18 protein-coding genes, 1 tRNA gene and 1 other RNA gene are annotated in these 23,253 nt (G+C 42.8%); 18 read left to right on the top strand and 2 right to left on the bottom strand.

Annotated elements, in window-relative coordinates; genetic code table 11:
* The 13 genes from R4I06_RS02135 to rpmB form a co-directional block, all read left to right on the top strand.
* A partial coding sequence (locus R4I06_RS02135; RefSeq protein ID WP_334413867.1) for an Hsp70 family protein occupies positions 1-1,056 on the top strand: 1,056 nt, incomplete at its 5' end.
* A gap of 36 nt (positions 1,057-1,092) precedes the next feature.
* A non-coding RNA gene (gene ssrS, locus R4I06_RS02130) (6S RNA) lies at positions 1,093-1,250 on the top strand.
* Between the two features lie 24 nt (positions 1,251-1,274).
* Entirely contained in the window at positions 1,275-1,730 is a 456-nt protein-coding gene (locus R4I06_RS02125) for a type II toxin-antitoxin system RatA family toxin (protein ID WP_334413870.1), read from the top strand.
* Positions 1,731-1,833: 103 nt separating this feature from the next.
* Entirely contained in the window at positions 1,834-3,318 is a 1,485-nt protein-coding gene (locus R4I06_RS02120; RefSeq protein WP_334413865.1) for a proton-conducting transporter transmembrane domain-containing protein, read from the top strand.
* On the top strand, positions 3,311-4,654 hold the full coding sequence (ffh, locus tag R4I06_RS02115; protein ID WP_334413863.1) for a signal recognition particle protein: 1,344 nt from the start codon (positions 3,311-3,313) through the stop codon (positions 4,652-4,654). The genes R4I06_RS02120 and ffh overlap by 8 nt, the downstream gene beginning before the upstream one ends.
* Before the next feature lie 96 nt (positions 4,655-4,750).
* Positions 4,751-5,641 carry a GTPase Era gene (gene era, locus R4I06_RS02110; RefSeq protein WP_334413861.1) on the top strand — a complete coding sequence of 297 codons (891 nt, stop codon included), beginning with the start codon at positions 4,751-4,753 and terminating at the stop codon, positions 5,639-5,641.
* Between the two features lie 56 nt (positions 5,642-5,697).
* Positions 5,698-6,537, top strand: a complete 840-nt coding sequence (locus tag R4I06_RS02105) for a 3'-5' exonuclease (RefSeq protein WP_334413860.1) — start codon at positions 5,698-5,700, stop codon at positions 6,535-6,537.
* A 379-nt stretch (positions 6,538-6,916) separates the two neighbouring features.
* Positions 6,917-7,417: a retropepsin-like aspartic protease family protein gene (locus tag R4I06_RS02100; protein WP_334413859.1), complete on the top strand. Its 501-nt coding sequence runs from the start codon at positions 6,917-6,919 to the stop codon at positions 7,415-7,417.
* A 74-nt stretch (positions 7,418-7,491) separates the two neighbouring features.
* Positions 7,492-9,201: an aminopeptidase P family protein gene (locus R4I06_RS02095; RefSeq protein WP_334413858.1), complete on the top strand. Its 1,710-nt coding sequence runs from the start codon at positions 7,492-7,494 to the stop codon at positions 9,199-9,201.
* A 98-nt stretch (positions 9,202-9,299) separates the two neighbouring features.
* Positions 9,300-10,001 carry a uroporphyrinogen-III synthase gene (locus R4I06_RS02090; protein WP_334413857.1) on the top strand — a complete coding sequence of 234 codons (702 nt, stop codon included), beginning with the start codon at positions 9,300-9,302 and terminating at the stop codon, positions 9,999-10,001.
* A gap of 120 nt (positions 10,002-10,121) precedes the next feature.
* On the top strand, positions 10,122-11,045 hold the full coding sequence (locus R4I06_RS02085) for a gamma-glutamyl-gamma-aminobutyrate hydrolase family protein (protein WP_334413869.1): 924 nt from the start codon (positions 10,122-10,124) through the stop codon (positions 11,043-11,045).
* Positions 11,046-11,193: 148 nt separating this feature from the next.
* Positions 11,194-13,188 carry a replication restart helicase PriA gene (gene priA, locus R4I06_RS02080; protein ID WP_334413868.1) on the top strand — a complete coding sequence of 665 codons (1,995 nt, stop codon included), beginning with the start codon at positions 11,194-11,196 and terminating at the stop codon, positions 13,186-13,188.
* Between the two features lie 191 nt (positions 13,189-13,379).
* Positions 13,380-13,691 carry a 50S ribosomal protein L28 gene (gene rpmB, locus R4I06_RS02075; RefSeq protein ID WP_334413856.1) on the top strand — a complete coding sequence of 104 codons (312 nt, stop codon included), beginning with the start codon at positions 13,380-13,382 and terminating at the stop codon, positions 13,689-13,691.
* Between the two features lie 690 nt (positions 13,692-14,381).
* On the opposite strand, the gene R4I06_RS02070 is transcribed toward rpmB, so the two are convergent.
* The gene (locus R4I06_RS02070; protein WP_334413854.1) at positions 14,382-15,347 is read right to left on the bottom strand and encodes an RluA family pseudouridine synthase; all 966 of its coding nucleotides are present in this window, start codon (positions 15,345-15,347) and stop codon (positions 14,382-14,384) included.
* A gap of 255 nt (positions 15,348-15,602) precedes the next feature.
* Between R4I06_RS02070 and R4I06_RS02065 the strand changes: the two genes are divergently transcribed.
* The 4 genes from R4I06_RS02065 to R4I06_RS02050 all read left to right on the top strand — a co-directional run bounded on the left by R4I06_RS02065 (position 15,603) and on the right by R4I06_RS02050 (position 21,073).
* The gene (locus R4I06_RS02065) at positions 15,603-17,582 is read left to right on the top strand and encodes an acetyl/propionyl/methylcrotonyl-CoA carboxylase subunit alpha (protein WP_334413853.1); all 1,980 of its coding nucleotides are present in this window, start codon (positions 15,603-15,605) and stop codon (positions 17,580-17,582) included.
* 151 nt (positions 17,583-17,733) lie between these two features.
* A complete protein-coding gene (locus R4I06_RS02060) occupies positions 17,734-19,227 on the top strand; it encodes a hypothetical protein (RefSeq protein ID WP_334413852.1) in 1,494 nt (497 codons plus the stop codon).
* A gap of 886 nt (positions 19,228-20,113) precedes the next feature.
* Positions 20,114-20,995, top strand: a complete 882-nt coding sequence (gene lipA, locus R4I06_RS02055) for a lipoyl synthase (RefSeq protein WP_334413851.1) — start codon at positions 20,114-20,116, stop codon at positions 20,993-20,995.
* A gap of 3 nt (positions 20,996-20,998) precedes the next feature.
* Positions 20,999-21,073, top strand: a tRNA-Arg gene (locus R4I06_RS02050).
* 18 nt (positions 21,074-21,091) lie between these two features.
* On the opposite strand, the gene R4I06_RS02045 is transcribed toward R4I06_RS02050, so the two are convergent.
* Positions 21,092-22,342, bottom strand: coding sequence for a PstA family ABC transporter permease (locus R4I06_RS02045; RefSeq protein WP_334413850.1), 1,251 nt, complete (start codon positions 22,340-22,342; stop codon positions 21,092-21,094).
* A gap of 396 nt (positions 22,343-22,738) precedes the next feature.
* On the opposite strand from R4I06_RS02045, the gene R4I06_RS02040 reads away from it, so the two are divergent.
* Positions 22,739-23,253, top strand: a 515-nt coding sequence (locus R4I06_RS02040) for a superoxide dismutase (RefSeq protein ID WP_334413849.1), incomplete at its 3' end; no start/stop codon positions are given.

Genomic DNA, 23,253 nt, shown 5'->3' with positions numbered 1-23,253 from the left:
CTGAAGCTTACAAGGGCTAAATTTGAGAGTTTAGTTGATGACCTGATAGAAAGGACTATAGAGCCATGTAAGAAGGCTTTGAGCGACGCTGGTATAAAGGACATGAGCAAGATAGATGAAGTCGTTCTTGTTGGTGGAATGACCAGAGTACCGAAGGTAATACAGAGAGTTAAAGAATTTTTCGGAAAGGAGCCATGCAAAGGAGTAAACCCTGATGAAGTTGTAGCTGTGGGAGCGCCTATACAGGGTGGAATACTTACTGGTGATGTTAGAGACATATTGCTTCTCGACGTGGCACCTCTGTCTCTAGGAATAGAAACACTGGGAGGTATATTTACTCCTTTAATTGAAAGGAACACTACCATTCCTACTAAGAAATCTCAGGTGTTTTCTACCGCTGAGGACGGCCAAACTGCAGTAACCATACGCGTATTCCAGGGGGAAAGAAAGATGGCTGCCGACAATAAATTACTTGGGCAGTTCAGTCTCGAGGGAATTCCATCTGCTCCTAGGGGTGTTCCGCAGATAGAAGTGACTTTTGACATAGATGCTAACGGTATAGTTCACGTTTCCGCTAAGGATAAGGCTTCTGGTAGGGAGCAAACCGTGAAAATACAATCTTCTGGCGGGTTGAGCGACGATGAGATCAAAAAGATGGTGAAGGATGCGGAAGAAAGAGCTGAAGAGGATGAAAAGCGCAGAAAGTACGTTGAACTGAAGAATAGCTCTGATAATTTGATACACTCTGCTGAAAAATCTCTGAAAGATTGTGCTGACAAGGTATCAGATTCCATTAAATCTGAAGTAGAGACTGCCATTAAGGATCTCAGGGAGTGCTTGAGTTCGGATGGGGGAGACATAAGCGTGGTGCAGCAAAAGTATGATGCTCTAATGAGTGCCTCCATGAAAATAGGAGAGGCGGCGTATTCTGCAGGTAAAACCGAGGATGGAAGCGGCCAAACAGGAGCTACAGGCAGTGCCGAACCTGAAGAAAGGGTTGTTGATTCGGAGTATCAGGAGATAAACAAGGACGAAAAAGGCGGAGAAAGCAATTAGATGTTGCTTTCTGATTGATGTTCTCTGTACAATCAGGGGGGTCTGCGTTGCTCGTGTAGGTTAGAAGTTCCTCGAGCCCGTTTTGTTTCCTTAGGGAGCTGTCTCTGATGGTCACGTGTGTCCATTATATGGCGCCCACCTTAGCTTTAGTCTCAGGATACTGGATAAGGCGTTACGGCAAAGGCGGATCCCCAGCTTGTGTTGTTCTTGTGTTTAGCATGGTCCATACCGAGAATGGGTTTGACGAAGAAGAGACACTTGCTTTTTCTGCTGAGGAGCTCTTTTCCATAGTTCTCGATGTCGAGAAATACCCGGAGTTTCTGCCGTGGTGTGAGAGTGTGCGCATACGAGAAAGGGAAGAGGGGAGAATGCTCGTCGACCTTGTTGCCAAGTTTATGTTTTTGGAGGGTCAATACACCTCTAATGTTTCGTTCTCTTCGCCCACGTATTGCGAACCTGGGTGGATACATGTTGAGTCCGCAAATGGTGTATTCGAGTTTCTACGAAGCAAGTGGCAGTTTTTGCCTGTGGGTGACAAAGTTTTGGTAAAATTTTCCATTAGGTTTTCTTTCAAAAACAAGGCTCTGCAGTTCGTATTCGACATGGTTTCTGGCTTAGTTAAGGGAAACATAATAAACGCATTCCGAGACAGGGCTTATCAGCTGTTTAGGTAGGAAGAAAACCAAATTCGGGTGTAGGTGTAGTTCCTATTATCTTGATTTATCGGTATCTCTGAGGATATAACTAACCCTTAGGGGATTTGTTGCGAGTTTTTCCGTGAAGTTTGGGTTATTGGTCCAACAGGGTGCCGCATTCTTTGGTGGGTTTTCTAATCCTACGTTGTTTCTCGTCTTATCCTTCATTTTATCTGTATGTTTAGTATGGTGTAAAATACCTAGTAGCTTGAGAGAGAAGGCTTGTGGCCTCTTGTACGTATTGAGCAGCTTATCCGTACTCTTTTTTTCTACAGATCCGGTATATGTTGCCATAGGATTCGACATCATGGCTCTTGCAGCGATGTTCCTTATAGCTTTGGGTGGCAGTGATTCAGGTTATAAGGCATTTATTGCATATGCTTGTGCACATTTTTTGTCCGGTGCATTACTCATAGTGGGAGCGTGCCAATTTACGCACTCAGGATTCATGGAAGGAGTTCCTAGGATCCTATTTATTACTGGACTGATGATTAACGCAGCTGCATTTCCACTGTCTTCATGGGTTCCTTATACGTATCCTAAGGCTTCCAGATCAGGCATCATAATTCTTTCTACATTCACGACAAAGATTGCAATTTATGTATTGCTGATGATGGTGACTGAAGGGGAATCTCTAATTCAGTACGTTGGAATTGCAACTGTGTTATATGGAACGATTTTTGCTATTTTAGCAAAGGAGGTCAGGCTCATTATGTCTTATGGGGTAGTGGGCAATGTTGGATTGCTATTGATTGCTGCTGGTTGCGGAAGAGATGTTCTGCCTGCTAATCTCTTGGTTACGCAGATGGCAGTGTCTGTGATGTATCAAACTCTGCTTTTTATGGTAGTAGACTCTGTGGCGTGCGATGCTAGAAGGCTAAGCAGGGGGGAACTGTGGGTAGGCACTGCGTGCTGCATGGTAGCTCTGTTAAATCTGTGTGCTTTTCCGGGAACTGCGAGTTACATCGTCAAGTCGGCCTTACTTCATATCGACACAGATAGTCTTAACTATGCGATTTTCAGAAAGGTGTATACAACGCTAGGATTGCTGCTATTTATGGCTACAGGTGTGAAATTATATTGGGGTTGGATCAAGTGTTATGTGCACGAAAAAGATTCTGTAAGGGGGTTCAAGGGAGTTTCTACTATCGCACTGGCAACTGTCTTGTTATTACTCGGTCTGCCGCGTGTATGGGGTGTTATTTTCCCTGGATATAGTCTTACTTACTCGATAAGCGACTTCATTTACAAAACTATGAGTGTTGTTGCTTATGTTACCTGTTTTGTGTGTTTTATAAATAAATTTACGGAAAGGTGGGATTTTTCTCTGCTAGAAACCCGCATCTACGAGGGGGTTGTTCGTCTATTTGAGCGGCTTTGTGGGTATTTTGGAAGTGCAAAAAAAGATTTCTCATCTAAAGATGAATCTTCAGAGGTAATTATTAGTATATGTACAGGGTATGTGTCTCTAAATCATGGGTCAGGGCCGATATATACCGCAAGTAGTACGATATTGTGGAGCATGTTGTTTATTTTGATTGTGTTTATGGTATGGATCTATGTTTAGTTCTTTGACTAAGGGGTTTTCGTCTGCGTTTCAGAAGATACGTGGTAAGCGGGAAATATCTGATAAAGATTTCGATTTGGTAATGGAAGATGTGGCACAAGCCCTCTTAGATGCCGATGTAAATTTCCGAATTGTTGATGACTTCGTCAACAGTGTAAAAGGCAAGATCATAGGCGGGGACGTCGTAAAGGGAGTTCTGCCTGAGCAGATGGTGATAAAACGTATTGAGGAGTGCATTGTAGAGATATTGGGGGCTGAAAAAAGCGAGCTTGATTTAGGCGGCAAACCCCCAGCTGTGATCATGATGGTGGGACTACAGGGGGTAGGTAAGACTACCAATACTGCGAAGATTGCTCTAAAGTTGAAAAAAGGTTCAAAGAAAGTTCTAGTGGCGTCTCTTGATATTTATAGACCAGCTGCTCAAGATCAGCTGAGAATCTTATCAGAAAATGTGGGCGTAGATAGCTTGCCCATAGTTGAGAAGGAAAAGCCTTTAGACATTGCTGAACGTGCTCTACATCACGCCAAAGAAGGCGGATATGATGTCTTGGTACTGGATACCGCTGGTAGGCTTCACATCGACGAAGAGATGATAGAAGAACTTCAACTCGTGAAGAATAAGGTATCACCTAGAGAAACCATTTTGGTTGTGGATTCCATGATGGGACAGGATGCAGTGAATGTTGTGCGCGTATTCAATGATAAGCTGGGCATAACTGGTACGAGTTTCACTCGGGTGGATGGAGATTCTAGGGGAGGCGCAATTCTATCGATGAGGATGGTGTCCGGATGTCCGATAAAATTTATGTCTACAGGTGAAAAGCCTGATGATTTGGACGATTTCTATCCTGATAGGATAGCTAGAAGAATATTGAATATGGGTGACGTTGCGTCTCTTGTAGAAAAGGCTGTAGAGGCTGTGGGCAAGGAGAAAATGGAAGACTTGCAAGCAAAGGCAAAAAAGGGAAAGTTTGACCTCGATGACCTTGTCATACAGTTGAAAGCCCTTAATAAAATGGGTGGAATAGCAAGTATCATGAAATTCATTCCTTCGTTCGGAGGTGATATGAGGCGCAAAATGTCCAGCATGACTGACGATAGTAAGGTGGATAAGTACATTGCAGTGATAAATTCCATGACGAAACAGGAGAGGTCAAACCCAGAAATACTGAACGGTGCCCGCAAACTTAGGATAGCGAAGGGGGCAGGGGTGAAGATAGATGTTGTTAATGCGTTACTGAAACAGTACAATCAAATGAATTCCATGATCGGGAAATTCAGCAAGATGAAGATGGATGCGGTCAAGGATTCAGATATCATGGATCTCCTAAAATAGCGACAGGGGCGAGTGAAAAGTGGCCACTTCTTGTGCGTGTCTATTGTTTGTATGCGTGACATACGGCTGCTTGATGTAGTGTGAAAGTAGGTTTTTATGGAAAACGAGAGCAAGGAGCTGAAGTGCTCAATGATTGCTGTCATGGGCATGACTAATGCTGGCAAGTCTACGCTTATAAACAGGATTGTTGGGTTTAAGGCTTCTATAGTCACGTACAAGGTTCACACGACTAGGTTCAGGATGAATGCTGTACTTAATACCGACAATGTGCAGCTTGTATTTACGGATACTCCGGGAGTTTTCGCGCCGAAAACAAAATTAGAGAAATTCATTGTGAAAAATGCTTGGATGTCGATGAAGGGCGTAGATGCCGCAATTTTGGTGTTAAATTTGGGAGATCACCTATCTCCCAATACAGTGAATATAGTGAAGAGAATAAAAAGTTCAGGAATCCCTGCTGTAGCGGTGTTAAATAAGGTGGACCTCCTAGACGAGAAGCAGATAGAAGATGCCCTTGCCGATATAAGGGGCATACATGATTTTGAGAAAGTTTTTGCTATTTCATCGTTAAGCGGCCATGGGATAGGGCATTTAGTGAACTTTCTTAAAGAAATAGCGCCTCACGGGCCCTGGTTATATCCTGACAATCAACGCACGGATGCTACGCTGGAATTTTTTACTGCGGAAATTACGAGGGAAAAGTTATTTTTCGCTTTGAGACAAGAGCTTCCTTACTCTCTGTCAGTGGTTACTGAGCAAATTGAGGAAAGGAAGAAAAGCATCATTATTAAGCAGGTAGTGTACGTAACGAAAAGTAGCCAGAAGACCATTGTCGTGGGTAAGGACGCATCTGTGATAAAAGAGGTGTGTACCGCATCTAGGGAGGAGCTAAAGAACATACTCAATAAGGAAGTACATCTTTATTTATTTGTCAAAGTACGTAAGTTTTGGCAAGACAGTCTGCACGAGTGTATAGTAGGCTTATAGGGTCGAGGACTTTTGGGCTCGTGTGGCTACATGCATAAATTTTTCTGAGGGATGGTGTGCTAGAATCTTTGCTTGTGTTTGATATAGAGACTATTCCTGACACCGACAGCTGCGGGAACTTGATGGATCTCGATAATCCTGATGATTTTGATACTCTCAGCAAGAGAGAGATGATGACCAATTATCACTTGGAAGTAACAAGTGGTCAGAATTCATTTTTGAGACAGCCATTTCACAAGGTAGTTGCCATCGGTTTTCTAAGAGCCGGGATAGTAAGGCAAGGGGGATACGAATGCTTCACTATGCAGGAGGTACGTTCTGGTGGGACATTAGATTCCTCGGAACAGGAGCTTGTAAGGGGCTTTTTCAATTATGTCTCTTCTCTCAAGCCTAGGATTGTATCATTTAATGGAAGAACCTTTGATTTTCCAGTGCTGAAATATAGAGCCATGCTGCATGGTGTGCAGGCAGGATACATGTATAAAGCGGGGGATAAGTGGAATAACTATTTTCAGAGGTATAGTACGGACTGGCATTGTGATTTACTTGAGTGTTTGTCAGATTTTGGCACGTCGGCGAGAATAAAGATGCACGAAGTGTGTTCCGTGCTCGGGTTTCCGGGGAAATTTGGTACAGACGGTTCGGACGTTATGGAGTTATACGATTCTGGGCGACTGCAAGAAATACGAGATTATTGTGAAACTGATGTCCTGAATACCTATTTGATTTACTTAAGGCTCATGCATCATCAAGATAGGCTCACTAGCAGGTCCTACAATGGGTGTATCAGAGAGTTGCTCACATATCTGGAAAGCAGCGATAAGGCGCATTTTCACGCTTTTAGGTCGGAATGGGAAAAGTCTTGCGGGGGGAAGTTTTATCTTAACGTCGTCTAAGTGTGCGTTTTTAATAAAAAATTCCAATATTAGAGTTGTGTTTTCCGCTACAGTGGGGTGTTTTGTGAAAGCACTAATTAGTAGTTAATCTACTATCTGTACAATATATACACTTTCTCAAACTACGTGCAGCACATGTGAGTGCTATGTGCTGGGTAATGGTCTGTATTCCGTCCAAGATAATTAATATATTATGTTTTATGGAATTCTGTACCGAAATTTGGTAGAAATTTGAGAAGACATTCAGTACGCACAGATGTCTATTGCAGCACAGTGGCCACATATTTGGACACTGGAGCTTCTTTACGATGATGTTAAGTCCTATGCATTGATAGGTTGTGTTGTTTAGTATAAAGGCGCTTCAGGAGGTACTTTGAAAATGGGATCTATTAAATGTGTAGTTTTTTGGCTGGGAATAATTCTAACTGTGACATTTGTGTATGACGCAAAACACAGGATATCGCGCGATATTGGGGCTACTGCAGTAAGCGTTTCATCTAATGCCCAACACGGTGTTGGTGCATCTTTTCGCAAGTCTGATGACGGACACTTTTATGTACTTGCAACAATCAACGGTGAAAATATAAGATTTTTAGTTGACACTGGCGCAACTGATGTAGTTCTGTCGGCGAAAGATGCGAAAAGGATAGGTGCTCACGTGCGTCCTGTAAAGCAATCCAAAACTTATCATACCGCAAATGGATCTATAGAGGCTTCTTATCTGCAGATACCTGAAATAAGAGTAGGGAATCTCGTTGCGAGAAATGTCGGCGCAAGTATAAGCAACACAAAACTAGAAACTTCCCTACTAGGGATGAGTTTTCTGAAAAATTTTCAATTTGTCATGAGTAAGAACGAACTTGTACTATATCAAGACTAATATTCATAGAAACTACGGCAAAGTTAGCTCATACTGATTGTTTTCAAAGCTCTGGAGATTATTTAGGAGTAATCGTGGATTCAAAACTGGTTATGCTGTGGGATCTCATGAAAGAATGGGGCGTAGACGTATTTCTACTGCAGCACACTGACGAATATCAGTCGCAGGATATACATGCTAGCAAACGAAGAATAGAGTGGTTGTGCGGGTTTAGTGGATCAAATGCGTTTATCGTTGTATGTCCTGGAGAAAAGGGTAAGTTTTTCACGGACAGCAGGTACATTGTACAGTCTGCTGTAGAAGTGAATCAGGAATACTATCAAATCTACGACATGTGCAAAGTTTCTCCTGTTGAGTGGATAAAAAATAACACGGCGAAAGATGCTATAGTCGGTTATGATGGCGAATTGTTTACGCTAAAGCAAATAAGACCATACGACGGCCTGCGACTAAAGATGCTTACGGGCATCGCGCTGGATATGCTTTGGAAAAGAGAAATTAGTATTGTACAGCGTATAGTGAGTCACCCTGTAGAGTTTGCTGGGGTATCAAACCAAGAGAAGCGGCAGGAAGTGGTGAAGAAAATTTCTGGCGCTGATGCAGTGCTTATGACTGATGTAGATGCGATATCCTGGTTATTGAATATACGCAATCTAAATTTTTTGCATAATCCATCAGTTTTATCGCGTGCTATCCTATATAAAGATGGTGCGGTGGATCTTTTTGTAGATGATGTAGAGCAGGTATCAATTTGCGATAAGGATATTAAAGTCCTAAATTCCGCTGCTCTTCCAAGTACTTTAGCTGCAATAGACAATATAGCCGTAGATGCCGCAACGGTTCCTATGTCTATATTTTTCGCCATTAACGACAGGATATCTGTAGTTATGGAGAGTGATTTATGCACCATTCCAAAATCTGTGAAGAACATTACAGAAATAAAGGGAGCGGAGAGTGCACACATAAGAGATGGGGTAGCGCTGGTAAATTTTTTGCATTGGCTGGAAAGCAAGATCGCAAATGAAGAGGTAGTGACAGAAATTGATGCAGAAATTGCCCTCCTTGAGTTTAGAAAACAGCAAGAGCTATTCATGGGAGAGAGTTTTGGTAGTATTTCTGCGTTTGGTGAAAATGCCGCCATTGTTCACTATAGAGCTACCGATTCCACGAACACCGTTCTAAAAAAGGGAGGCATATACCTGATAGATTCTGGAGGGCAGTACCTAGATGGGACGACAGATGTTACTAGAACTATAGCCATTGGTGCGCCTACGGATGAGCAAATTAGAAATTATACAGCTGTGTTGAAGGGGCACATAGCGCTTGCGAGAGCGGTATTTCCTCGTGGCACCCGTGGTTCGGCTCTAGATACTTTAGCTAGGCAGCATTTGTGGAGGATGCACTTACAGTATGGTCATTCCACTGGACACGGCGTTGGTAGCTTTCTTTCCGTGCATGAAGGGCCACAGGCTATCTCTGCTGGCAATAATGTGGCTATATTACCAGGCATGATATTTTCCAATGAGCCAGGTTATTATAAGGAGGGCGAGTACGGCATAAGGATAGAAAATCTTATGTATGCGGAGGAATGTGGAGATGAATTTTTAAGGTTCAAACAGCTGACCTGTGTTCCAATGGACAAACGACTAATGGACATTACCGCGCTTGATGCAGTGGAAGTGGAGTATATTAATGGCTACCATGGGCTTGTCCGTGATGCGCTAGGGCCGCGTGTCAGTGGTGAAGTAAGAAAATGGCTCTATGCAGCATGCGAGGACATCTAGGTAGGAGCTTAAAATTTTAGTAGGCTTGCTGATGTTACTTGCGCATGAATCGTCTGTGTATTACTTCTAATCATGTTTCTGTAATTTTGCATGTAAAAGTGTTAGTTGTAACCCGGGCCATGGGAGATTCTATCAGGACAAGAGATAAGCTGATTGAATTAGGGTTTGACGTCTTTATTGAGCCCATGTTCGAGGTGGAATATCTGGATTTTGGTACTGTTTCTCTAGATAAATATGACGTTATTGCTATTACCAGTAGATACGGAATAGATGCACTATCGTCGCTAACAGATGTACGCAGCATAAGTATTGTTACGGTAGGAGATGCCACTAAGGCATACGCTGAAAGTCTTGGCTTTAGGGATGTTACCTCAGTTGCTGGGGTGGCTACGGATCTTTCGAATCATATTAGTTTGTACGCAAAAAATGCCAAGGTTCTCTACGCTAGGGGTGTGGATATTGCACATGATTTGGCAAGCACAGTGAGGAATGCTGGTGTAGAAGTGGAGGAATTGATAGTCTATCGAACGATGGCCAGCTCAGCGCTGAGTACAGAATTTTGTGAGCTGCTGGTAACAGGAAAGATATCAGGCATCGTATTCTACTCCAAAGGTGCCGCGAGGACTTTTGTGGATTTGGCTACGAAATACAATGATTGCTTCTATATGACATGTGCATATACTCTTGGTAGCGACTATATTGAGACTCTGGGAAAGTATCCTTGGAAGGGCATATATGCATCTAAATTTCCATCAGAAGAGGCGCTATTTCAACTGCTAGTAGATAAAAGGTCGCTATAGCAATTTGTGCAATAGAATATCATCTGTTCACTGCTGGAAAAATTCTATATTTATGCTTTTTGATACAGAGCTATGCGCATAATATAGCTATGATTGATACTTGATGGTAGCACGGTGAACATGTACTCTAGAGTTTTGTGGTCTAAGGGCATAGTCGTCTTATTCTGCTTCATGGTCAGCGTTACGGGTTTCTATCATGTCGCTGATGCATACGGAAAGGGGCCAGTAGTTGGATTGCTCTCTACCAGACATTCTACATACGAAGGTGAATACAATACTGCTCGCAACATTGAGGCATTATTATTAAAGTTTGGGGCCGAGAAAGTGGTCCTAATAGACTACAACGAGATAGTAGAGGCACTTCAGGGGAGCAACAAGCCAATTTTCATAGAACGCAGTTTGCTGAAAATTTTATCGAAAAATGAGATAGATAGGATATTTATTCCTGGTAACTACTACAACATCGTTTCTCAGCCACTTCCTCCTGTTCCTAACAGACAGCTAGTGACAGACGCTGTTGTAAAAATTATGGGGGAAAAATCATCCAAGAAAGATCTGAAGTTATTAGCCATCTGTGGTGGGCTGCAAGGTGTTCTCCACGCGCAGAAAGTGGAAATAAGGAAATTAAAAGACATGCTTGGGTCTCGCAAGAGTGCGGAAGTGCATATTTCTTCTATGCCTGATCCTAGGTCCAAGAACGCGCCTCTCTCCAGGATTGAAGCTATAGAAGGCAGCAAGCTAGGTGCTATGATTAGCAAAGCTCGCGGTGATGGAGGTATGTTCTGCTATCTGCCAGATGCGCACAGGGAGGCTGTGTATGCCAGTGCTGAGAATATTGCTAAGCTTCGTCGTTTAGGATACAAGGTGTCAGCTGTTTCCTCAGATGGAATGATAGAGGGACTAGAGGATAGCAGGGGAAATATGTTACTGCAGATGCATCCAGAGTATTTATTGATGGGGATGGATGAAAAAACTGGGAAGAATGATGAGGTCGATATATCGATTAGGGTGGCAGAACAAGTAATCCGGGATTTTCTATCTTAGTTGTGGAGAATAATTTGTCTACTATTCTCTGTTACATGTTTTGTCGTAGGAACCCGTATGTTGGCAGCTTTGAATGCTTGACTTGTGTAGTCAGCATTACATGCTGGGGCAGTACGCTGTTGTGCGCATCAAGTTATAGATAGTTGTGATGATAGCAGAAGTGGTATTGCCTGTTCCGTTAGATAAGTCATTCTATTATGCAGTGCCTGATGATCTGCAGCTAGTAGAGGGTGACTACGTAAGGGTTCCTTTTGGGAACAGGCGCGCTTCTATAATAGGGTTGGTAGTTGGATTAAAAGAAGACATCGAGTGTGATGTAGATCTTAAGTGTATAAGTTGCAAACTTCCAATTCCCGCCATGCAGCCCACCTTTATCAAGTTTATCAGGTGGACAAGTTACTATAACATGGTGCCTATTGGTGCTGTGCTGAAGATGGTTTTTTGTGGCATGCAAGGGGATAAGTTTTTATCTCCTACAAAAGCCTCTTCTAAGGAAAAAAGTACTCTAACTGAAGAGGATAATACGCGTGATAGCGAAGTTGAACATGTCAAGTTATCCCATGATCAGAGCATTGCATGTAATTACATAATGGAAAAAATCAGTGGATTTTCCGTGATTGTTTTAGACGGTGAAACTGGTTCCGGAAAGACAGAGGTCTACTGTGAAGCAATAAGAAGGTTTTTACAGAATGCCGAAGATGCACAAATACTGGTGCTATTGCCTGAAATAATACTAGCGTCGCAGTTGATGAAAAAAGTTCATGATTATTTTTCATCCTATAATCCCATAGTGTGGCACTCTGAATTGACGCCAAAGAGACGTAGAGAAAGCTGGCGAGCGGTAGTGGATGGTACGTCCACGATTGTGGTAGGAGCAAGATCTGCGCTATTTCTTCCATTCAAAAACCTAAAGATGATCATTGTTGACGAAGAACACGAATCCTCGTTCAAACAGGATCATGGCATCAACTACAATGCACGTGATATGGCTGTTGTACTTGCAAAGCAGGCAAATATACCTGTGATTCTATCTTCTGCTACTCCAACGTTGGAGACTATCTACAATGTCAAACAGGGTAAATACAACCACATAGTTTTGCGGAACAGATTTGGTAGAGCCGTCATGCCAGACATTGCAGTTGTGGACATGAGGAAGGATAAGCTTGTGAATACATGGCTTTCACGTGAACTTTTTGAAAGCATATCGGCTAGCATTGCTAAAGGAGAGCAAGCTATGCTATTCCTCAATAGGCGAGGATATGCTCGCCTCGTCCTATGTAGTAAATGTGGTTATAAAATAAATTGTCCTAACTGTAGTACTTGGTTGGCAGAGCACAGGATGTTGGGGATACTTCTTTGTCATCATTGTGGCCACAGTAGCTCAATTCCCACAAAGTGCGAAAGTTGTTTAAGCGAGAATGCAATGATTGCGTACGGCGTTGGAGTTGAGAAGGTAGCGGAGTGTATAGAGAAACTTATACCTGGTGTTAGAATAGGAATAGTGAGTAGTGACAGCAGCACTAAGTGTCTCAATAACGTAATAGGACAAATTCTATCTGGAGAAGTAGACGTAATAGTGGGTACGCAGATTATTGCCAAGGGACATAACTTTCCAAAACTCATGTTGGTAGGCGTCATAGATGCTGATTTAGGATTGGGGAATAGTGATCTTAGAGCAAGTGAGAAAACATATCAGCTTTTACACCAGGTTTCAGGTCGTTCTGGCAGGTTTGAAGGAAAGGGCAGAGTGTTATTGCAAACTCATGATCCAGAAAACAATATTGTCAAATCTCTGCTCTCTTATGATCGCGAGAATTTTTATGAAGCAGAGCTTAAGTCCAGAATGACAAGTAATATGCCACCATACGCAAGATTAATTGCTATCGTGGTATCTGGAAAAGATGAGCAAAAAGTTATAAGTACTGCAAACGAGGTGGCATTATCTCTATCTGACCATATGGTAGTTTGGGGGCCTGCATTGGCTCCTATAGGCTTTATAAACAAAATGCACAGATACAGGATATTGATACGAACGCAGAGCGTTTCTCTTGTTAGGAATGTTATTGTCGAATGTCGTGATAGATACAAGAAGTTTAGTCATGTGAAGATAGCTGTGGACGTGGATCCGATAAATTTTGCGTAGTAGTATTGCGTTATGGTGCATTACAAGTGGTTACTATTTGGCCTCAGGGGATTTTTGTCTTAAATGCGGTAGCCAAGCGATATGTAATAGGTGCTATCTAGCATGAAGAATGCGCACTTTTGCATCCTTATGGTTGACTAGCTGCGGCATCCTGATAGAATGGTGACGAAGGGTTTTGCGTGGAGGTTTTTGTGAGTAGGGTTTGTGATATCACGGGCATGACCAAGTCTTTCGGGAATAAGGTCTCTCACTCAAATCGCAAGACTAAAAGGAGTTACCTGGTTAATTTGCACCGTATTACGCTTACGAGCGATGTTTTAGGTAGGAAGTTCAGAGTACGGATATCAAGCCGCACTCTCAGGACCATAAATTATAAGGGTGGGCTAGACAGGTATCTGCTCAATACGTCGTCTAACAAGCTTACAGAGATGGCTTGCAAGATAAAAAGAAAGGTCAAAGCTGCCATTAGTGCAGGCAAGTCTTTGCAGTGTGACGTGCTATAGTTGCTCTTTTTACTACTAGCCTGTGGTGAAGCTTTGGGATGCTGTTCTTTCTAGGTCGTGTATAACCTCTTGAATGTCGGAGGTGACTTCTGATGTATGCCCGTTGAATACCGTAGGTTGCGGGTGTAATTTCGTTGTGCAGTTTGTTCCAAGTCCCTGTGTGACTTCCCTATTGTAGGTAGGGATGATTTCTAACATGTGCTTGTAACATGTGCTTGTTAAATACTGCCGGCCTCTGGTGCAATTTCATAATTCTGTTTGTTTCAGCTCCAGTATAGCCTCCTTGTTAGAGGTGATTTCTTGCGGTACTCGTTGAATACTGCAGGTTTCGGGTGCAGTAAGTTATGCATCTGCTGAATACGTTGTATAACAAGCTTACAGAGATGGCTTGCAAGATAAAGAGAAAGGTCAAAGCTGCTATTAGTGCAGGCAAGTCTTTGCAGTGTGACGTGCTATAGTTGCTCTTTTTACTACTAGCCTGTGGTGAAGCTTTGGGATGCTGTTCTTTCTAGGTCGTGTATAACCTCTTGAATGTCGGAGGTGACTTCTGATGTATGCCCGTTGAATACCGTAGGTTGCGGGTGTAATTTCGTTGTGCAGTTTGTTCCAAGTCCCTATGTGACTCCCTGATTGTAGGGAGAGATGATTCTGACATGTGCTTGTTAAACACTACCGGCTTCTAGCGCGATTTCATGATGCTATTTGTTCTAAATCCCGTATAACCTCCTGAATATCGGGGCTGATTTCTGACGTGAATGTCATGTACTCACCTGTCCGTGGGTGATGAAATGCGAGTAGTGATGAGTGCAGTGCTTGCCTTTTTAGCTGTTTAACGGCAGTTGAGGCGCATTTGTTGCCTTTTCTGAGATTTTTACCATATTTCTGATCGCCGATAATCGAATGTCCAATGTGGCTCATATGAACGCGTAGTTGGTGAGTTCTTCCCGTGTGTAGTGTGCATAGAACCAAACTTGCAATATTTCCAAACGTTTTTTTTACCTCATATTCGGTAATAGAGGGCTTTCCTGAGTATTTGCTCACTTCCATCATGGATTTATCGCTTTTTTTTACACGTATATTGCTTCTCACGAATCCATGCTCTGGCTTTGGAATGCCCCATACAAGAGCTATGTATTCCTTCAGAAATTTTTTTGATGTTATTTCCTCTACTAACTTATAGTAGGCATTCTCAGTTTTAGCCGCCACCATGGCACCGCTTGTATCCTTATCAAGTCTGTGTACGATACCTGGTCTCATAGCGCTACCTACAGAATTTAATGTCTCTCCGCAGTGAGCAAGCAGAGCATTTGCTATTGTGTAATTGCCTGTGCAAAAACCAGGGTGTACGGCGATGTTAGGGGGTTTGTCTATCACTATTATGTCGCTATCCTCGTAAATTATACTCAATTTAATGTCTGGGTTTGGCAATATTGAGTTTTCTTGGTGAGATGTGTTGTCCATTGATACTGTGTACACATCTCCTAGATTGGTGCCGTGACTCTTGCTCAATACTGGAACGTTGAACAGCATCACCATACCTGATGAGATCATGTGCTGGGCTTTGGTTCTTGGTATGCTAAAAGTGCTGGCCAATAGCACATCCAATCTTATCTTACAATTCGAAGAGTCAACCAAGATGGTATGTGTGCAGGTCATGTGTATCCACCTACATGGAAAAAGACAACGTATTATAGGCAGCACTACCGCGTATAGCATACGATATTTGTTCTGCTACGGTATTGTAGTCGTCATATTTCTGTGCCTGAAAAATGGTATGTGTTTTTATATAGAAATGCTACGGTAAAAAATATTGTTTGCAGTGCAAGTACACAAATGTAGAATCACCGTGTTGTAAGTGGGCGCTAATGAAAGTTGGTGACATTTTGAATTTGCTGTTTGTATGTTAGCTGCATGATAAAGAAAATACTTGTTGCCAATAGGGGGGAGATTGCGTGTAGGATAGCGCGCACTGCTCGCAGGATGGGGATACAAAGTGTAGGAGTGTACTCGGATGCTGATAGTGAAGCACTTCACACGTCGTGTGTTGATGAAGCTGTATATGTTGGGCCTAGTATTGCAAGCCAGAGCTATCTTAACATAGAAAAGATTTGTAATGTAGCCATAGAGACCGGAGCTGACGCTGTGCATCCGGGATACGGATTCCTATCGGAAAATCCTGAATTTCCAGATGCATTGATGGCTCATGGTATAAATTTTATAGGGCCTGCGCCATCTTCCATGCGCATGATGGCTGATAAGGTGATATCGAAGAAAGTAGCTAAGGATTGCGGCGTTACCGTAGTGCCTGGGTACATGGGTGTTGTGCATTCTGTGGCTGAGGCCAGCGACATAGCAAATTCTATAGGCTACCCTGTGATGATAAAAGCAGTAGCAGGTGGTGGTGGAAAGGGAATGAGGATTGTGCGATCCAAAAAGGAGATGGAGCAGGCCTTTACTTCCGCTACTAACGAGTCAGAGAAGAGTTTCAGTGATTGTAGGATTTTCATAGAGAAGTACGTTGAGTCTCCTAGGCACATAGAGATACAGATCATAGCAGACAAGCATGGCAACGTGGTGTGTCTGGGTGAAAGGGAATGCTCAATACAGAGGAATAATCAGAAGGTAATAGAGGAAACACCAAGTCCTTATCTTGATGATAAGGTCAGGAATGCGATGTACGAGCAGTGTATAAGCCTTGCGAGGAAGGTTAACTATTGCTCTGCTGGTACGATGGAGTTCATAGTTGATAAGAACAAAGAGTTCTATTTCCTGGAAATGAACACAAGATTACAGGTTGAGCATCCAGTTACGGAACTTGTTACGGGGCTGGATCTAGTCGAGCACATGATACGCATAGCAAATGGGGAAAAACTTTCGTTCTCTCAAGAGGATGTTTGTTTTACTGGCTCTGCTATTGAGGCTAGGATTTATGCAGAAGATCCAAGTAAGGGATTTTTACCATCTAGTGGCAGAATATTTCACTATTTCGAGCCTCCTGCAAACAAGAATTTGAGGATAGACAGTGGAGTTACGCAGGGGTCTGTGGTTAGCATGTTTTACGACCCAATGATAGCTAAGGTTTCTGTTCATGGGAACAACAGATTAGACGCTATAGAAGGCATGAAGAAGGCATTATCTAGTTTTTATATTGATGGTGTTGCGAACAATATAGATTTTCTTCTATCCGTGTTTTGCCACAAGGTGTTTGTTTCTGGAAATATAAACACAGGGTTCATCCCACAGTTTTACAAGCAGGGGTTCAAAGGCGATGAACTTACTGAAGAAACAGCAAGAATTTTTGCTATCGCGCTTTCGTATATCTACGTAGAAAATGAGGCTAGATATTACGGGAAGCACATCAGTAGCGAGGAAGTATGCGCTTGTGTGGGTGATTACAAGTATGACTTAAGCGTAAAATGTATAGATGGAAGGATATTTGCTGCGTTGAACGGTGAGGATTACATTGTGCTATCTGGAACGTGGCATGGGCAGTATAAGATGCTGGATATTGGCATAGGTGACGATACATACTGCATAAAAGTGCGCACGGCATCCAGTAAGTACATACTGAAGTATTTGGCAGTAGAGGCGCTCTGTACCGTACATAGTGTAAGCGTCAGTAGATTTCTACAGTTCATGCCAGCATCAGAAGACGATGCATCTTATGATAAGGACAAGATCGTGTCTCCTATTGCAGGTATGGTGATTGATGTGTATGTAGCAAAGGGGGATACAGTTGCTATTGGACAGCCTGTACTGGTTATAGAAGCCATGAAAATGGAAAATGTGATATGCTCAGAAGTGGAGGCAAAGGTTGAGGAAGTACTGGTTTCTGCTGGCAGTAGCGTGATGCAGGGAGATGTTATGATAAAGTTTACAGGCGCAAAATAGCATAGAACATTGCGTTCACGCATGAATAAGTGCCCTTAGTTGCATATCTTGAAAAGGTTGCTAGTTCGGTTTTTTTTCCAGATACAGTGATTTTTTACCCCTTAAGTGATACAATCGTTTAAATTTTATTATTCTTGCTCATGAGGCCTCCATGCTCAAAAGTATTGTAGATTCTGATGAGGGAAATAGATCAGATGGTGACCTTAGAGCACAGGGGAAAATACGGCTAGAGGATGCAGAAGCGCAGAAGATTATTAATGAATTAGTAAAAGAGTTTGAGGAGTACGGGAAAAAGTCTAAAGAAGTAAAAAAGGAGGAAATCTCAGAGAACGAAGAGCAGCGAGACTCATTCGACGTTGAAAAAGACGTGAAACTTGCTGGAATTATTGAGGAAGCGCAACCCGATAGTACTCTGACTGAAAAATTGCTGAGATTATTCAGAGAATTTTGTGAAAGATTTATCGAAAGAGATGTCTCTGAAGCTAGAGTGAAGACCATATATTCCACAGAAAAGCGCAGAAAAAAGCTGATGGTGGAAGCTCTACTGAACATGCTAAAAAGACTTTCGCGCAGTAACAAGGAGAAGAATCTAATAGATTTACTCGATGAGCAGATCGAAAATCTACAAAAAGCCCTGGAGACAGAACAAGACCCCCTGGCAAGAGAAGCAATGCAAGAGCGATTAGACGCGTTATTGCAGCTAAGAATGGATCTTGCACGTATGAATAACATGAATCCTAGCGCAAAGTTGAGCACACTCTTGCTGCAGTGTGCACTTGCCGAGGGATATATCAACATGCCAAGCCGCAAGTTTCAAGGTGTAGTCTCAGAAAGGGCAATGTACTTATCTCGCGGTATGGGCAAAATCATGGATGTCGGTGATATTGAGTATCGTGGTATAAGAGGAGAAATGGGTTCCATGGCGGCATCCTATTGCGTACATTTGCCTGCTGTTTTTGATAGAGGAGCTGCGTCTAATAATAGTGGAATTAGTGCCATTACTAGAAGTTTTAGCATACTAGATGGTATCGGTATATCCAAAGCTGATAGGATGCTCATTGCAGGTCGGACCGTTGGCAATGCAAGGCTACGCGGTGGGTTGCAGCTCGAGAACATTTTGCTGGCAACGCTGATGCGTGCTGTTGATAATTTAATTGATAACGTCATAAACCGCATTACGAAAGTTGTGGCAAACGTAATCCAGGATATTAGACAAATAGGAAGTCAGGTTTGGACTGTTAACATTACCGCAAGAGATGGTGTTAGAAGTACGGCTCCAAGACAAGAACGGGAAACTAGAAGCAATAGTAGCAGTAGGAGAGATGGGAATACTCAGGAGAAAAGTTCCTATTATCCCTTGCGCACGGAAACGGCTTCTGCTGAGCACGTTAGGAGTCATCTACAGTGCAAAATTGATGGAGATAGGGTAGAACGCACAGAATACAGAGAAACTAGGGGGGTATCTTTTGTAGACGTTGACTATGGTGCGTATTTTGTGCGTAGTGTTGTATGCACGTACCACAGCATGGTAGAGAAAATCTCTTCCTATTTGGGAAATTCTCCTTCGAGCCAACTGAGCGCAATTTCTGTTGAAAGAGTACAGCAAAATCAAGTTGTTATGCAAACCCAGGTAACGTCTAGATAAGCTATGCATTGCTGCTGTGGGGCTTTTTAGAGAATATTGTAAGTCTTTGAGACAGGGGAGATATTTGAGCTCCGCAGCGCAGAGAAAAGCGGGCCCAATATGGTTGAGAATATCTAGATAAGCCATACGTAGCTATAGTGAGTCCTTGCATTGAAACTGGTTCTGGTTCCGCCGTGCATCACTGGTGTGGAGCCCGGGAGAATATCATGAGGCTCTGTTGAGACAAAAGACTTTTGAGCTCCGCAGCGTAGAGAAAAGCATTGCAGTCTCAGCTCCAGACCTATCTGGGAAATTCTCCTTCGAGAGAATTGAGCGTAATTTCTGTTGAGAGGGTACAGCAAAATCAAGTTGTTATGCAAACCCAGGTAATGTCTAGATAAGCCATATGTCGCTATAGTGGGTCCTCGCATTGAAACTGGTTCTGGTTTCGCCGTGCATCACTGGTGCGAAGCCTAGGAGAATATCATGAGGCGCTGTGAGACAAAAGACTTTTGAGCTCTGCAGTGTAGAGAAAAGCATTGCAGTCTCAGCTCCAGACCTATCTGGGAAATTCTCCTTCGAGAGAATTGAGCGTAATTTCTGTTGAGAGGGTACAGCAAAATCAAGTTGTTATGCAAACCTAGGTAATGTCTAGATAAGCTATGCATTGCTGCTGTGGGGCTTTAGAAAATATCGTGAAACTTTTGACAAGAGGGATATTTTAGCTCCGCAGCGTAGAGAAAGGCATTCCAGTCCCAGCTCAGGCCTATCTAGGAAATTCTGTATTATGTTACGCTTATAATAGGCTATAATGTGGCTGTTCGTAGTATAGCGTATTATTGATGGTTATTGGGTTGACGTGCCGTGAGGTTTTTACTACCCTTCCTTCAGTGGGAAATTAGTGCTTATGGAGACTGGGAGAAAGCCTGAGTGGCTCAGGGTTAAGATGCCTCAAGGGGAGGTGTATGAAGAAGTAAAGGATCTTGTTAGGCAGCATGGTCTGAATACGGTATGTGAGGAGGCTGCATGCCCCAACATAGGTGAGTGTTGGGGAAAACGTCATGCGACTATCATGATTATGGGATCAGTTTGCACTAGGGCGTGTGCGTTCTGTAATGTAAAGCTTGGTGTACCAAAGACCCTCGACCATGGGGAACCTCAGAGGGTGGCGTCCGTCATTGGTAAATTGGGATTGAAGCATGTGGTGGTCACATCTGTAGATAGGGATGATCTACCGGACGGCGGTGCTAGCCATTTTGCGAAATGTATAAGGGAGATAAGAAAGAGGGATTCCTCCATTACCATAGAGATTTTAACTCCCGATTTTCAAGGGAAGCCAGGTGCTGTGGACATCATAGCTTCTGCCTCGCCAGATGTGTACAATCACAACTTGGAAACCGTGCCAAGGTTGTATGCCAAAGTGCGACCCAGGGCCAAATACTTTAACTCTCTTAATCTACTTAGGCAGATTAAGGAAAAGATACCTGGCGTATTCACTAAATCTGGGTTAATGGTTGGTCTGGGAGAGCAGAAAGAAGAAGTATATCAAGTAATGGATGACCTAAGGTGTGCTGGCGTGGATTTCATCGTAGTTGGGCAATACTTAAGGCCTAGTGCGGAAAACATAGAGGTATCTAATTATGTTACGCCTGAAGAGTTTGAGCAATACAAACGCATGGCGTATGCAAAGGGGTTTACTATGGTAGCAGCGAGTCCATTAGCTAGGTCTTCGTACCATGCCGAAGATGATTTCTTAAGACTAAGAGAATTGAGGTCTGCAAAGGTTTAATCTGCACTCATAGCTCAGTTTGGATAGAGCGCTACCCTCCGGAGGTAGAGGTCGCAGGTTCGAGTCCTGCTGAGTGCACTTTGCTGGTTTCTGGCATTAGAAAGAGAAATTATCAGATCTCTTTTTTATCACCGCAGCTATCATATTTAATATTAGCAGTATTATCAAAAGTGCTATGATTGCTATAGCAGAGATTTTTGTGAACTCTGCACTGGAATTATTTGCCCATATGTATATCTGCACGGGCAGCACGCTCGCTGGATCCAAGAATGTCTTTGGTATATCAACTACAAACGCAACCATACCCACCATTATAAGCGGTGAAGACTCTCCTATCATCCGTGCCACACTTATCATGATACCCTGTACTATGTGTGGAAAGGCTATGGGTAGAGAATGATGCACTATAACCTGCATTTCAGATGCGCCCAAAGAAAAAGCAGCATGTTTTACGGAATCAGGAACTGTCGCCAATGCCTGCCTGGTGGTGTTTATGAGGGTGGGCAGTATCATCATTGATAACGTCATACCCCCCACAAGTGCAGAGGAGCGGGGCATCCCAAAGATGTTCAGATACACTATCAATCCCAAAACACCGAACAATATGGAAGGTACGGAAGACAGATTGTTTATGCTTATCTCTATCACTGTCGTAATTCTGCTTTGTACAAGAAGCTCTTGCATGCACACTCCAGCCATGACTCCTATAGGAATTGCTATGGACAAACAGACCATGATAGTGAGAAGAGAGCCTGTAATAGCTCCTAATATGCCCGCACTTTCAGGCACTTTTGAATGTGAATTTGCAAATATGGCGCGGTTAAAAAACTTTTTTATAAGGTTTCTGCTCTTGAGATTTTGTAGTATTTCATCATAAATTGCATTTGTTCCTGGGGGGCTATTCACAAACTCAGTAGAGACATTTAGCCACAGGCTTGTCTTAAGCTTGCCCGCGCGTTGCTTAATTAAGAGCGCAAGGTCATGGTGCGCAGTCTCACTGATGACGCTGTAAGCAATCCGGCTCACTTTGGCATTTGAGAAATCCACAATGTCACCTAATGTCTGCTCTAAGGCATGTTTTATGTGGGTTACACAATGTTCTCTAATATGTGAATCATCGGCCTTCATGTGGACTAGACTTTCATCAAACGATAACAGAACCTTTGTCACTGTTAAGGCCTTATATCCATTAGTAACGATGCTACACAGTACCAGTACAAGCATTCCCACTGACAATCCCAGAGCGGAAAGAGATAGCAGCTCCAGCAGCCTGTCGTTTTTCCTTCTTAGAAAGAAACGTACGCTCTTCCTGTGCTGCTTAAGTAACTTAGCAAAGTTTTTCGCCATAATGTTCCGAAAATTAGTTATGAATTTGTTGAAGTTGCTTCCAGCTAACCACTTGGATATAAGTCAGTAATTTCTCGATCACAAACCCCCGCAATGCTACATCCTTTAAATGGTATTAGAAAGAGTTTTGTTTGAATATAAGTTTTTCAAGGGCTCTCCTTACAAACAACAGCGTGTTTCACACTGGGGCAGTAGAGGTGCTGGTAGCCACCTATTAGTTGTGTAGTAGAAACTTAATCACTACGAAGCGAGTGACAAAGGGGGAGCAAGGACAATTGCCTAACTGTAGTTTTCGTTACCGAGATTGACAATAGTTAAACTTTTTAAGCTTAGTTATTGTATTAGTACAGTATATCGCTAAAATTACACACTGTAGTTGATCGTTTAGGTAATGTAATGTTTGAATTGTCTCGTCTTCCGTACGATAGTCTCGAGCCTTATATTTCTTCTAAGCTACTAGATCGCCATTACAACGGGCATCATAAGGCCTATGTTGACGCTTTAAATGGGTTGGTGTCAGGCACTGAGTTTGAAGGCATGAGCAATGAGTGTCTTGAGGGAATAGTTAAAAAATCACACGGTAGTTCTAGAGCTATATTCAATAATGCATCACAAATATGGAATCATGACTTTTACTGGAAGTCTATGAAGCATGATGGTGGCGGGGATCCCACTGGAAAATTTGCTGAGATGGTTATAAGCAATTTTGGAAATATAGAAGCATTGAAGAGCGCATTTACTACAAGTGGCGCAACTCACTTCGGAAGTGGATGGGTTTGGCTCATCTACAACACTAGCAGCAAGTCTTTGTCTGTTGTAAGCACTGCGAATGCCGATTCTCCGTTGCTAACAGAGGGGCAATATCCACTACTTACAATGGATGTGTGGGAACATGCTTACTACCTTGATTA

The sequence above is a fragment of the Anaplasma bovis genome (assembly GCF_036903315.1).
Taxonomy (GTDB): domain Bacteria; phylum Pseudomonadota; class Alphaproteobacteria; order Rickettsiales; family Anaplasmataceae; genus Anaplasma; species Anaplasma bovis.
Note: the sequence above shows the minus strand (reverse complement) of the source record. Positions and strands in the feature narration are given on the sequence as shown.

What these genes read in the sequence shown, in the direction of transcription:
- R4I06_RS02125 (WP_334413870.1), top strand. Translation starts at nt 1,275, where the DNA reads ATGGTCCATACCGAGAATGGGTTTGACGAAGAAGAGACACTTGCTTTT.
- ffh (WP_334413863.1), top strand. Translation starts at nt 3,311, where the DNA reads ATGTTTAGTTCTTTGACTAAGGGGTTTTCGTCTGCGTTTCAGAAGATA.
- era (WP_334413861.1), top strand. Translation starts at nt 4,751, where the DNA reads ATGGAAAACGAGAGCAAGGAGCTGAAGTGCTCAATGATTGCTGTCATG.
- R4I06_RS02100 (WP_334413859.1), top strand. Translation starts at nt 6,917, where the DNA reads ATGGGATCTATTAAATGTGTAGTTTTTTGGCTGGGAATAATTCTAACT.
- R4I06_RS02085 (WP_334413869.1), top strand. Translation starts at nt 10,122, where the DNA reads ATGTACTCTAGAGTTTTGTGGTCTAAGGGCATAGTCGTCTTATTCTGC.
- priA (WP_334413868.1), top strand. Translation starts at nt 11,194, where the DNA reads ATGATAGCAGAAGTGGTATTGCCTGTTCCGTTAGATAAGTCATTCTAT.
- R4I06_RS02070 (WP_334413854.1), bottom strand. Translation starts at nt 15,347, where the DNA reads ATGACCTGCACACATACCATCTTGGTTGACTCTTCGAATTGTAAGATA.
- R4I06_RS02065 (WP_334413853.1), top strand. Translation starts at nt 15,603, where the DNA reads ATGATAAAGAAAATACTTGTTGCCAATAGGGGGGAGATTGCGTGTAGG.
- R4I06_RS02060 (WP_334413852.1), top strand. Translation starts at nt 17,734, where the DNA reads ATGCTCAAAAGTATTGTAGATTCTGATGAGGGAAATAGATCAGATGGT.
- lipA (WP_334413851.1), top strand. Translation starts at nt 20,114, where the DNA reads ATGGAGACTGGGAGAAAGCCTGAGTGGCTCAGGGTTAAGATGCCTCAA.
- R4I06_RS02045 (WP_334413850.1), bottom strand. Translation starts at nt 22,342, where the DNA reads ATGGCGAAAAACTTTGCTAAGTTACTTAAGCAGCACAGGAAGAGCGTA.